The 11,993-nt window shown below is 71.2% G+C and carries 9 protein-coding genes and 1 pseudogene; 1 reads left to right on the top strand and 9 read right to left on the bottom strand.

The window, feature by feature from the left end; all coding sequences use genetic code 11:
• Window positions 1-118: 118 nt before the first annotated feature.
• Entirely contained in the window at window positions 119-1,327 is a 1,209-nt protein-coding gene (locus tag EAD98_RS28330) for a PP2C family protein-serine/threonine phosphatase (protein ID WP_233584008.1), read from the bottom strand.
• 390 nt (window positions 1,328-1,717) lie between these two features.
• Here EAD98_RS28330 and EAD98_RS28335 point away from each other — a divergent pair, with 390 nt between their 5' ends.
• Entirely contained in the window at window positions 1,718-2,866 is a 1,149-nt protein-coding gene (locus EAD98_RS28335; RefSeq protein WP_368666180.1) for a D-alanyl-D-alanine carboxypeptidase family protein, read from the top strand.
• A gap of 14 nt (window positions 2,867-2,880) precedes the next feature.
• On the opposite strand, the pseudogene EAD98_RS28340 reads toward EAD98_RS28335, so the two are convergent.
• The 8 genes and pseudogenes from EAD98_RS28340 to EAD98_RS28375 form a co-directional block, all read right to left on the bottom strand.
• A pseudogene (locus tag EAD98_RS28340) lies at window positions 2,881-3,719 on the bottom strand (amino acid ABC transporter ATP-binding protein).
• Between the two features lie 5 nt (window positions 3,720-3,724).
• Window positions 3,725-4,519 carry an amino acid ABC transporter permease gene (locus EAD98_RS28345; protein ID WP_121657020.1) on the bottom strand — a complete coding sequence of 265 codons (795 nt, stop codon included), beginning with the start codon at window positions 4,517-4,519 and terminating at the stop codon, window positions 3,725-3,727.
• 79 nt (window positions 4,520-4,598) lie between these two features.
• Window positions 4,599-5,417: a basic amino acid ABC transporter substrate-binding protein gene (locus EAD98_RS28350; protein WP_121657021.1), complete on the bottom strand. Its 819-nt coding sequence runs from the start codon at window positions 5,415-5,417 to the stop codon at window positions 4,599-4,601.
• 208 nt (window positions 5,418-5,625) lie between these two features.
• The gene (locus tag EAD98_RS28355) at window positions 5,626-6,228 is read right to left on the bottom strand and encodes an LUD domain-containing protein (RefSeq protein ID WP_121657022.1); all 603 of its coding nucleotides are present in this window, start codon (window positions 6,226-6,228) and stop codon (window positions 5,626-5,628) included.
• The gene (locus EAD98_RS28360) at window positions 6,225-7,679 is read right to left on the bottom strand and encodes a lactate utilization protein B (RefSeq protein ID WP_121657023.1); all 1,455 of its coding nucleotides are present in this window, start codon (window positions 7,677-7,679) and stop codon (window positions 6,225-6,227) included. The genes EAD98_RS28355 and EAD98_RS28360 overlap by 4 nt, the downstream gene beginning before the upstream one ends.
• Complete coding sequence (locus tag EAD98_RS28365; protein ID WP_121657024.1) at window positions 7,676-8,452, bottom strand: (Fe-S)-binding protein; 777 nt, start codon at window positions 8,450-8,452, stop codon at window positions 7,676-7,678. The genes EAD98_RS28360 and EAD98_RS28365 overlap by 4 nt, the downstream gene beginning before the upstream one ends.
• 2 nt (window positions 8,453-8,454) lie before the next feature.
• Window positions 8,455-9,897: a rhamnulokinase family protein gene (locus tag EAD98_RS28370; RefSeq protein ID WP_233584009.1), complete on the bottom strand. Its 1,443-nt coding sequence runs from the start codon at window positions 9,895-9,897 to the stop codon at window positions 8,455-8,457.
• A gap of 27 nt (window positions 9,898-9,924) precedes the next feature.
• Window positions 9,925-11,958, bottom strand: coding sequence for a bifunctional aldolase/short-chain dehydrogenase (locus EAD98_RS28375; RefSeq protein ID WP_121657025.1), 2,034 nt, complete (start codon window positions 11,956-11,958; stop codon window positions 9,925-9,927).
• Window positions 11,959-11,993: the final 35 nt, after the last annotated feature.

An 11,993-nucleotide genomic window follows, 5' to 3' on the forward strand; every position in this document is an offset into this window, starting at 1 on the left:
TCCGAGGTGCGTGATCCGACCGCCTCGTCGGCCCCGACAGGATCAGGCCGGGGACCTGCGTGGCGCCGGTCAGGTGCAGTGTACGGGCGACAGCTCGGGAACAGCCGGTCAGAGTCGTTCACTGGATACGTCCGCCGGCTGAGTGGATGGCCAGCAGGGCGATGTCGTCGGTGGCCTGCTCGCGGGCGAGCATGGTCATGACGCGGGCGCAGACCTCCTCCGCGGGACCTGGCTCGATCGCCGCGCGGAGTCGATCGATGCCGATGTCGATGATCTCGCCGCGGCGTTCGACGAGCCCGTCGGTGTAGCAGATCAGCACCGCGTCGGAAGGGAACGCGACCTCGGTGCACCGACGCACCGGCTGACGCGGACCGATACCCAGTGGAAGATCAACAGGAATGCTCAGCGTGTCGGCCGGGTGTCCTGGCGCGGCCAGGACGGGTTGCAGGTGCCCGGCGAGGGAGACCCGGATGGTCGCGCGATCCGGGGAGATCATGGCGTAGAGGACCGTGGCGAGGTTGCCGGTCTCGAAGTGTTGGATCTTCCGGTCGAGCAGGGTCAGCGCACTGGCCGGATCGTCGCAGACCAGCGCGTAGGCACGCAGTGCGCTGCGGAGACGCCCCATGACGACCGCCGAACGCAAGCCGTGGCCGGACACGTCGCCGATGACGACACCCAGCCAACCGGAGGGCAGGGTGAACACGTCGTACCAGTCGCCGCCGACGCCGGCGTCGTGACCGGGTACGTAGCGGGCCGCCATGTCCACACCGGGCGCGTCGGGCAGGTGGGTGGGTAGCAGGCTGCGTTGTAGTGCGAGGGCGGCGCTGCGGTCGAGGCCGCTGGCCTGCGTCCGACTGGCGAGGCTCGCCCGGTCGGCGGCGAGTTGCAGCAGCCGCACGTCGTCGTCGGTGAATCGGTGCGGCCGCAGGCATCCGACATGCAGGACGCCGATCAGCTCGCCCCCGGCGAGCATGGGCACACCCAACAACGAGCGGACCCCGCGGCCGGTCAGAGCCGGGTCGTCGGCGTCGGCGGCGTCGTCCAGTACGACGGGCTGCTTCTCCTGGGCGATCCGGCCGGCGAAGCCGCGGCCGACGGCGATGCGGGCGCCTACCTCCCCCAGGCCCTTCGTCGCCGTGACCACCAACTGTTGAGCGTGCAGGTCCAGCAGCAGGATCGCCGCGGTGTCGACCCCCAGCACCTCTCCGACACGGTCGAGGAGCTCCTCCAGAAGGTCCTTGACGTCAAGCTGTGACAGCGCGGCATCGGTGACCGCCTCGATACGGCGCAGCCGCTCGTCGCTCCCGCTCCCCTGCACGTCAATCACGTGCAGGAGCCTAACGCGTCGCAGCCCCGGAGCAGCTCATGAGGATGTCCGCATCGTCACCCGCTGGCGAACCGCAGCGAACGTCGCCGACACGACGCGGGCCGTCTGGATGGGCAGCGCCCTGACCACCCTTTCTGGGCGGTCACTGCTGAGCGACATACCTCTGAGGCATATTTGTGCCCCGCAGGTGTATCGCTCGTTGGCGACCCATTACCTGCCATTCGCCAGAAAGACCGACCCAGATGGCGCAATGTCGGGCTGCCCGCCGTCCCGCCAACGGGCTTTCGCCAAATCCGACCGGCACCGGCCGTGATGACGATTACGTTCGTTGACGTGACCGACTCACGGTTTGCCGCCGTCACGCTCAGCGCCGCGCTGGTCCTACCGGCCGTGACGATTCCGCCACCGATGCCGGCCTCCGCCGCGCCGTACGTGGCGTGCCCGGCCGTGAAACCGTCCACACCGCCGCCCACCACACCATCCCCGCCACCCGTCGACCCCACTGACCGGGCGGTCGGGGGGCAGGCGCTCGCCACGGCAGGACTGGCGATTCCCGCGCACGCGCCGCCGGCCCCGGCGCTGACCGCCACCTCCTGGCTCGTGGCGGATCTCAACAGCGGCGACGTCCTCGGCGGGTGCGGCCCCCACGAGCGCCGAACGCCGGCCAGCGTCCAGAAACTGCTGCTGGCGGCGGCCCTGATGCCCCGCCTGGATCCGAACCAGATGGTCGAGGTGACCAGGTCGGATCTGCGCGATCTCGACCCGGCCAGTTCGCTGATGGGAGTGACCGCCGGTGGCCGGTACTCCGTCGAGAGCCTGTGGCTGGGGCTGTTGCTCAGGTCGGGAAACGACGCGGCCAACGTGCTCGCCCGGCTCGGCGGCGGTGGTGCGGGCAGGCCGGGCGGCGTCGAGGCGATGAACGACGAGGCTCGTCGGCTGCACGCGAACCAGACCCACGCCGCGACGCCATCGGGCCTGGACGGCCCCGGCCAGTACACGAGCGCGTACGACCTCGCGCTGATCGCACGGGCCACCTTCGCCCGGGAGGATTTCCGGCGGTACGTGGCCACGAGGGCGGCGCAGATACCGGCACAGCCCAGAAATCCGGCATTCGTCATCACCCACGACAACACGCTGCTGGGCCACTATCCCGGGACACTCGGGGGGAAGACGGGCTTCACCGACCTGGCACGGCAGACGTACGTCGGTGTGGCCGAACGCGACGGTCGGCGGCTCGCGGTGACCCTGCTCGGAGCGGAGACCGCGCCGCTGGGGAGCCTGGGAGAGGCTGCGGCGCTGCTCAACTGGGGCTTCGCCCTGCCCCGCGACGCCTCGGTCGGCCGCCTGGTGACACCCGACGAGAAGAAGCACGACAGCCCCGTCGTCCCCGTCAAGGGCGAACGCCCTGTCCCGGCGGGCAGGTCGTCAATCCCGGTGCACACCGGGCTGGGTCTCGGCGCCGCCGTCCTGCTGGCCGTCCTGGTCCTGGCCGCGCCGTGGCGACGCAGAGCCGCACGACAGGACGCCGGCCCGCGGTAGCGAGCGGGTCGCGGTCACACGTTGTGGCGGTCGTCGGCCGGCAACTGCGGCGGCTCCGGGGGTTCCGGGGCCTGGTCCGGCTGACCGAGCTGCGCGACATGGGTCGGGTCGAGGACCCGGGAGAGGAACGAGCGGGTGCGTTCGTGCTGCGGCGCGCCCAGCACCTCCCGCGGCGGCCCCTGCTCGACCACCACCCCGCCGTCCATGAACACGACCCGGTCGGCGACGTCCCGGGCGAACGCCATCTCGTGGGTGACCACCAACATCGTCATGCCGTCCTCGGCCAGCTTGCGCATGACGGTGAGCACGTCGCCGACCAGCTCCGGGTCGAGGGCGGAGGTCGGCTCGTCGAAGAGCATCAGCTTGGGCTCCATCGACAGCGATCGGGCGATCGCCGCGCGCTGCTGCTGCCCACCGGAGAGTTGCGCCGGGAACGCGCGGCCTTGTCGGTCAGGCCGACCCGCTCAAGGTTGTCCCGCGCGATCCGCTCGGCCTCGGCACGGCCACGGCGCAGCACCCGACGCTGGGCGATGGTGAGGTTGTCCAGCACGGTCAGGTGCGGAAAGAGGTTGAACGACTGGAAGACCATGCCGATGCCGCGGCGTACGGAATCGATCTCGACGTCCGGGTCGGTCACCTCGACACCGTCGACCCAGATCTTGCCGGCGGTCGGCTCCTCCAGCAGGTTGACGCAGCGCAGCAGCGTCGACTTGCCGGAACCGGACGGCCCGATGACGCAGACCACCTCGCCGTGGCCGACCTCGAAGTCGATGCCCTTGAGCACTTCCAGCGGCCCGAACGACTTGTGCAGATCGCGGATCTCGACGGCGGGCCGGGGTTGGGTAGTCGTCATGCGGATCACCGGGCCTTGGCGTAGCGGAGTTCGAGGCGTCGTACCACCTGGGACAGGGGCAGGGTGATGGCCAGGTAGGCGAGGCCGGCCACCAGCAGCGGGGTGGCGTTCACGCGGTCGTTCAGCGTGTCCCGGCCGAACTTGGTGACCTCGATGGTCTGCGCCGTCACGCCGAGCACGTAGGCGAGCGACGAGTCCTTGGTGAGCAGGATGAGTTCGTTCGTCAGCGGCGGGATCACGATCCGGAACGCCTGCGGGATGACGATGGTGCGCATCGCGGTGAAGTGCGACATGCCGAGGGTGCGCGCCGCCTCCATCTGCCCCTTCGGCACAGCCTGGATGCCGGCCCGGATGGTCTCGGCCATGTACGCCGCGGCGGTCAACCCCAGACCGATCGCGATCGAACCGAACACACCACCCGGAATTTCCCGCTCCGGAAAGGCGATGGGAATGCCGTACCCGACGAGGAAGAGCACCAGCAGGGCGGGCAGACCCCGGAACAGCTCGATGTACGCCGTCGCCACCCAGCGGTACGGAGCCACCCGGGACAGCCGCATCAGCGCGAGGATCGTGCCGAACACGAGGCCGAAGGCGAAGGCGCCCAGCGTGTAGAGGATCGTGTTGCGCAGCGCGACCGTTATGATCGTCGGGAACATCGACTCGATGATGTCGACGCGGAAGAACGCCTCCCGCAGCCTGCCCCAGTCCGCGGCGTAGACCGCCACGGCGATGACGGCGATGAAGGCCAGGTACTGGAGCCAGAGGGACAGCCGCTCTCGCTGACGGCGTCGCAGCTTCACGTTCGTCGCTCCTTGTGTTCCCCGAGATTGCCTACGCGGAGGGCGCGCGAGACGCGCGCCCTCCGACTCTGAGCGTCGATCACGCGCTTGGACGCTTGCCGATCCACTTCTCGTAGATCGTGTCGTACGTGCCGTCCTGCTTGGCCGTGGCCAGCGCCTCGTTGACCTTCTTGAGCAACTCCGGGTTGCTGTCCTTCTTCACCGAAAACCCGTACTGCTCGCCGGTGTCGAACTCGGCCGCGACCACGAAGCCGCCCGGGTTCTCCTTGAGGTACTCGGTCCAGACCGGGAGGTCGTTGATGGCGGCCTCCACCTGGCCGTTGGAGACGGCCTGCTGCAGGGCGGCGAGGTCCTCGAACTCGACGAGCTGGAGGCTCTTCTCCTTCTCGAACTTCCGGGCGTAGTCACGGCCCGTGGTCGCCGCCTGGACGCCGAGCTTCTTGCCCTTGAGGTCGTCGAGCGACTTGTAGGGCTTGCCGGTCTTGACCAGCATCGCCTGCGTGGCGTCGAAGTAGGGATCGGAGAAGTTCATGACCTTCTGCCGTTCCTCGGTGATCGTCATACCGGCGGCGGCGGCGTCGCACTTGCCCGTGTTCAGGTCCTGGCCGGACTTGATGCCCTCGAACGGGGTGTCGACGATCGTCTGCTCGACGCCCAGGTCCTTGGCGACCAGGTCCATCAGGTCGACGTCGAATCCGACCACCTTGCCGCTGGCGTCCTTCGACTGGAACGGCGGGTACGGCAGGTGGGTGCAGACGGTCAGCTTGCCCGCCTGGACCAGCTTGACCCCGCTCGCCTGGGTCTCGCCCTCGTCCTTCTTGGCGCATCCCGCGCTCAGCGACAGGGCGGCGATCGCCGCGACGAGGCCGGCCTTGCGGGCTGCGCTGTGAAACCTCACGGCTGTGTCCCTCCGGTTCGGCTCCCCGTGCGGGCGGGCAGCCAGGGTTAATGCGAAGACTGTGACAGGCGACGCTACCTGATCGGACAAGCCGTACCTAGATCACGTCGAGTCGTTGTGAGGAGTGCGGCACCGGTCACCGTCGGTACACCCGACAGCCGGGCCGTAACGGGACGTCGCGGCCGGATCCCCCGCCCACCGTGACCGTTCAGGCGGGGACGATCACCACGTGCAGGTTGCGGGGGCCGTGGACGCCCTCGACCCGGTTGAGTTCGATGTCGCTGGTGGCGGACGGGCCGCTGATCCAGGTGAGCGGGCGGTCCGGGCCGAGGCGCGCGAGGGCGTCCGGCACCCCGGCGACGACCTGATCGGTACGCAGCACGCAGACATGGACATCGGGCAGGAGGGAGATGACCCGTCTCCCCTGGGCCGGGCCCGCGTCGAGGATGACCGTCCCGGTCTCGGCGACGGCCACCGCCGCCGCGGTGACCACCCCGTCGGCCGCGTCGACCTGGTCCGTCGGGAGTTCGTCGTCGGTCAGCACCTCGACCGTGTCGGGCAGCCACCGCCGTGGCAGGCCCGGCGGGACCACGACACGTCGACCGCCGAGGATCGCGTCGACGACCTGGGCCACCTCGCCGTCGGCACACCGGTGCACGGTGGCCCGGTAGTCGGTGAGCCGGTGCACCAGGACGTCGAGGTCCACGGCGCCGCCGGCCGGCCGGTAGTCCCGTGTCACCTCGCCAGGGGTGGTCGGGGAAGCGCCGAGAGCGGCGCGGAGGCGTCCGAGGATCAACTCGCGGGAGGTCATCGTTGCGCCCACCATTCGCGGAAGGTCTGCGGCGGCGGCTGCGGCAGGTCGCGGCCGAGGGTCCAGCCGGACAGCGGCGGAGGAAGCCCGCCACCTCGCCGGCCGGCGAAGCGGGTGACCCGCGAGGCGCGCTGCGCGGCCTCGTACAGCGGCAGGTGGTCCATGGTGTACGCGGCGGCGGCCATCGTGATCGCCTCGGGGCTCGGCACGCGATGTTCGCTCCGGTACGCCGCCACGTGCTGCGCGCGCAGGTGCACCAGGATCGACGGGATGTCGATCATCACCGGGCAGGCGTCGAAGCAGGCGCCGCAGAGTGAGGAGGCGAAGGGCAGGGAGGCGTTGTCCTCCACGCCGGTCAGCTGCGGCGAGAGCACGGCGCCGATCGGCCCGGGGTAGACCGAGCCGTACGCGTGCCCGCCGGTGCGCTCGTAGACGGGACAGACGTTGAGGCAGGCCGAGCAGCGGATGCAGTGCAGCGCCTGACGGCCGACCTCGTCGGCGAGGACCGCGCTGCGACCGTTGTCCAGCAGCACGAGGTGGAAGTCCTGCGGCCCGTCGCCCGGCGTGACACCGGTCCACATGGAGGTGTAGGGGTTCATCCGCTCCCCGGTGGAGGCGCGCGGCAGCAGTTGCAGGAACACCTCGAGGTCCGCCCAGGTGGGGATGACCTTCTCGATGCCCATGACGGTGATCAGGGTGTCCGGCAGGGTGAGGCACATCCGGCCGTTGCCCTCCGACTCGACCACCGCGAGGGTGCCGGTCTCGGCCACCGCGAAGTTCGCACCGGAGACGGCGACCCGGGTGCTGAGGAACGTGCGGCGCAGGTGACGCCGAGCCGCCGCGGCCAGGATCGCCGGCTCGTCGGTCAGCGCCGGGTCGACGCCGGGCATCTCGCGCAGGAAGATCTCGCGGATCTCCGCCCGGTTGCGGTGGATCGCCGGCACCAGGATGTGGCTGGGCTTGTCCCGCCCGAGCTGGACGATCAGCTCGGCGAGGTCGGTCTCCACCGGTTCGATGCCGGCCGCCTCCAGCGCCTCGTTGAGGCCGATCTCCTGGGTGGCCATCGACTTGACCTTCATGACCCGGTCGCTGCCGGTGGCCCGGACCAGGTCGGTGACGATCCGGTTGGCCTCGACGGCGTCGGCGGCCCAGTGCACGGTGCCGCCGGCGGCGGTGACCGTGGCCTCCAGCTGTTCCAGCAGCTCGGGCAGGCGGGCCATCACGTCGGTCTTGATGGCCCGGCCGGCCTCGCGCAGCTCCTGCCAGTCGGGAACCTCGCCGATCACGGCTGCGGACTTCGTACGGATCGTGGCGGTGGCGTGGCCGAGGTTGCGGCGCAGTTGCGCGTCGGCGAGGCTGCGCCGGGCCGCGACCGGGAAGGGCTCGTCGCCGCGCAGGTGCCCGACACCGCGCGGCGCGGTGGCCGGCATGCCGAGGAAGGTTTCGGTCATGCCGTCACCCCGTCCCGCTGCGCCGGCCCGGCCGGGTGTGCGGCGGGCTCGGTGCTGGCCAGGATCTCCGCGAGGTGCACGGTCCGTACGCCGGCGCGGAGCCGGGACAGCCCGCCGCCGATGTGCATCAGGCAGGAGGTGTCCCCGGCGGTGCAGACGTCGGCTCGGGTGGACAGCACGTGGCGCATCTTGTCGGCCAGCATCGCCGTCGAGGTGTCCGCGTTCTTCACGGCGAACGTGCCGCCGAAGCCGCAGCACTGCTCGGCCTGCGGCAGCTCCACCAGGTCCAGGCCGCGTACCTGGCGCAGCAGCCGCAGCGGCTTGTCCCCCACCCGGATCATCCGCAGCGAGTGGCAGGTCGGGTGGTACGTCACGCGGTGCGGATAGAAGGCGCCCACGTCGGTCACCCCGAGCACGTCGACGAGCAGCTCCGACAGCTCGTACGTGCGTCGGGCGACCTCCTCGGCACGGCTGGCCAGGCGCTCGTCGCCGGCCCCCCGGGCCACTGTCGCGTGCTGGTGCCGCACGGAGCCGACGCACGAGCCGGACGGTGCCACCACCACGTCGTACGGCGCGAAGGTCCGCACGTGCCGACGGACCAGCCGCAGCGCGTCATCCGGATAACCGGTGTTGATGTGCATCTGCCCGCAGCAGGTCTGGTCCTGCGGAAAGACGACCTCGTGACCGAGCCGTTCCAGCAGCCGCACCGTCGCCTTGGCCGCCTCGGGGAACAGGGTGTCGGCCAGACAGGTGACGAACAGGGCTATTCGCATACTCAGTCCTCCCATCCGAGGCGCCGGGCAGCGGCCCGCCAGGCCGCCTGGGTGGCGCGTGGCTCGTACCGGACGATCTGTTGGGTGTCGCGAAGCACGGCCCGCAACGCCGCCAGGTCGCCGCCGACCACGCCGAGGGCGCGGGCCTGCACCAGAACGTTACCCAGCGCGGTGGCCTCGACCGGCCCCGCGAGCACGGGCAGTCCGCAGGCATCGGCGGTGAGCTGGCACAGCAGGTCGTTGCGCGCGCCGCCGCCGACGACGTGCACGGCGTCGACGTGCCGACCGGCGAGCAGTTGCGCCTGCCCGACGGCGCGCCGGTGCGCCAGCGCGAGGCTGTCGAGGATGCACCGGACGGTCGCCGCCGGACTGGCCGGCACCGGCTCTCCGGTACGACGGCAGGCCTCGGCGATGCGCGCGGGCATGTCGCCCGGCGGCAGGAACGCGGGGTCGTCCGGGTCCACGACGGAGCGGAAGGCCGGTTGCCGGGCCGCCTCCCGGAGCAGGGCGGGCAGGTCCGTGGTGCCCCAGGTGCGCAGCGATTCCTGAAGCGGCCACAGGCCCATCACGTTGCGGAGGTACCGGATGGTGCCGTCGACACCGGACTCGTTGGTGAAGTTGGCTTGCCGGCTCGCCGCGCTGAGGACCGGCGACGTGAGTTCGACCCCGACGAGGGACCAGGTGCCACAGGAGATGTAGGCGAAGTGCTCCCCCGCCGCCGGCACGCCCACCACGGCGGACGCGGTGTCGTGTGACCCCACGGCCACGACGGCGGGCTCTCCGGGCAGGCCCAGCGCGGGCAGGACCGGGCCGATCCGGGTGCCCGGCTCCCGCAGTGGCGGGAACAGCTCGGTGCGGATGCCCGCGTCCACCATCAGGTCGGTCGCCCAGGCCCGGCGACGAAGGTCGTACAGCTGGGTGGTGGAGGCGTTGGTGACCTCGGCGCCGATCTCCCCGGTGAGCCAGTACGCGATGAGGTCCGGGATCAGCAGCAGGCGGTGCGCCAGGTCGAGCTGTGGCGTACCGGCAGCGGCGACGAGCTGGTAGAGGGTGTTGAACGGCAGGTGCTGGAGCCCGGTCGTGGCGTACAGCCGCTCCTGCCCCAACTGCTTGGCCACCCGCTCGCCGACGCCCTCGGTGCGCCCGTCCCGGTAGTGCACCGGGTTGCCGAGCAGCGCGCCCGTCGCGTCGAGCAACCCGTAGTCCACGGCCCAGGTGTCGACTCCGATGCTGGCGACCGGGCCGGCGGCGCGCAGGCCGTCGAGGACGCCGCGGTACAGCGCCAGGACGTCCCAGTGCAGGCTGCCCGCCACCCGCACCGGGTCGTTGCGGAACCGGTGCGCCTCGGCCAGCTCCAACCGTCCGGGCTCGACGCGGCCGACCATCACCCGGCCGCTGGAGGCGCCCAGATCCACGGCGGCGAGGTGCACGGGACCGCTTCCCACATCGTCCTCCTTGACGGTGAGCCGTGGTCAGCGGAGGAAGGCCGCGGCGACGCCGGCGTCCACCGGAATGTGCAGCCCCGTCGTGTGGGACAACTCCCCGCCGGTGAGCACGAAGACCGCGTTGGCGACGTGCTCGGGCAGCACCTCACGCTTGAGCAGCGTGCGCTGGGCGTAGAACTCGCCGAGCTTCTCCTCCGGCACGCCGTAGACGGCGGCCCGCTTGGCGCCCCAGCCCCCGGCGAAGATGCCGGAGCCGCGGACCACGCCGTCCGGGTTGACGCCGTTGACCCGGATGCCGTGCCCGCCCAGCTCCGCGGCGAGCAGCCGGACCTGGTGCGCCTGGTCGGCCTTGGCCGCGCCGTAGGCCACGTTGTTCGGGCCGGCGAACAGGGAGTTCTTGCTGGAGATGTAGACGATGTCCCCGCCCATCCCCTGCGCCAGCAGGACCCGCGCGGCCTCGCGGGAGACGAGGAAGGAGCCCTTGGCCATCACGTCGTGCTGGATGTCCCAGTCCGCCTCGGTCGTGTCCAGCAGCGACCTGGACAGCGACAGCCCGGCGTTGTTCACCACCAGGTCCACCCCACCGAAGGCGAGCACCGCGTCGCGCAGGGCGCGGGCGACGGCGTCCCCGTCACTGACGTCGGCGGCGACGGCGACCGCCACATCGGTGGTGCCGATCTCCGCGGCGACGGCGGCGGCCGCCTCCGCGTCCCGGTCGGCGACGACGACGCAGGCGCCCTCCGCGGCGAGCCGGTGGGCGATCGCCCGGCCGATGCCGGAGCCACCGCCGGTGACGAACGCGATCCGGGTGGCGAGAGCCTTCGGCTTCGGCATGCGCTGGAGCTTCGCCTCCTCCAGTGCCCAGTACTCGATCCGGAACTTCTCGGCCTCGTCGATCGGCGCATACCGCGAGACGGACTCCGCGCCGCGCATCACGTTGATGGCGTTGACGTAGAACTCCCCGGCGACGCGGGCGGTCTGCTTGTTGGCCCCGAAGCTGAACATGCCCACACCCGGCACCAGGACGACGGCCGGGTCGGCGCCGCGCATCGGCGGGCTGTCCGGGCCGGCGTGCCGCTCGTAGTAGGCGCGGTAGTCGTCACGGTAGGAGGCGTGCAGTTCCTTGAGCCGGGCGATCACGACCTCGATCGGAGCGGTGGGCGGCAGGTCGAGCACCATCGGACGGACCTTGGTACGCAGGAAGTGGTCCGGGCATGAGGTGCCGAGGGCCGCGAGCGCGGGGTGCTTCTCCCGGGCGACGAAGTCGAGCACCACGTCGCTGTCGGTGAAGTGGCCGACCTGCGGCCGGTCGGTGGACGCGAGGCCCCGCAGCACCGGGAACAGCGCCGCCGCCCGACGTCGACGCTCGTCGGTCGGCAGCGGCTCGTAGCCGTCGATGAGCGGGCCGAGCGGCTCGGCCCGACCCCGCTCGTCGAGGAAGGCCTGCGCCCTGCGGATGATCTCCAACGAGTTGCGTTCGCACTCGTCACTCGTCGCGCCCCACGCGGTGATGCCGTGCCCACCGAGGATCACGCCGATCGCCTGCGGGTTGGCCCGCGCCACGGCGGCGATGTCCAGGCCGAGCTGGAAGCCGGGCCGCCGCCAGGGGACCCACAGCACCCGCTCGCCGAAGATCTCCTTGGTCAGTTCGGGCCCGTCGGCGGCGGCGGCGATCGCGATGCCCGCGTCGGGGTGCAGGTGGTCGACGTGCGCCACGTCGACCAGACCGTGCATCGCCGTGTCGATGGACGGTGCGGCGCCGCCGCGGCCGTGCAGGCAGTAGTCGAACGCGGCGACCATCTCGTCCTCGCGCTCGATCCCGGGGTACACGTCGACGAGAGCGCGGAGCCGGTCCAGCCGCAGCGCCGCCAGACCGGACCGGGTCAGGGTGCCGAGATCGCCGCCCGAACCCTTGACCCACAGCAGGTCGACGGGCCCACCGGTGACCGGATCGGTGTCCGCGCCCTTGGCGGAGGTGTTGCCCCCGGCGTAGTTCGTCGTGGTCGGGTCGGCGCCGAGCCGGTTGCTGCGCGCGATCAGCGCCTGAACCTCGGGTTGCATCGTCCTCACGTCCCCAGTCTGCGTTCTTCGGTGGT

The sequence above is a fragment of the Micromonospora sp. CV4 genome, from assembly GCF_003667455.1.
Classification (GTDB): domain Bacteria; phylum Actinomycetota; class Actinomycetes; order Mycobacteriales; family Micromonosporaceae; genus Micromonospora.

Coding starts and splice junctions, on each gene's coding strand:
- EAD98_RS28355 (WP_121657022.1), bottom strand. CDS start 6,228: ATGACCTCCCGCGAGTTGATCCTCGGACGCCTCCGCGCCGCTCTCGGC.
- EAD98_RS28360 (WP_121657023.1), bottom strand. CDS start 7,679: ATGACCGAAACCTTCCTCGGCATGCCGGCCACCGCGCCGCGCGGTGTC.
- EAD98_RS28365 (WP_121657024.1), bottom strand. CDS start 8,452: ATGCGAATAGCCCTGTTCGTCACCTGTCTGGCCGACACCCTGTTCCCC.
- EAD98_RS28375 (WP_121657025.1), bottom strand. CDS start 11,958: ATGCAACCCGAGGTTCAGGCGCTGATCGCGCGCAGCAACCGGCTCGGC.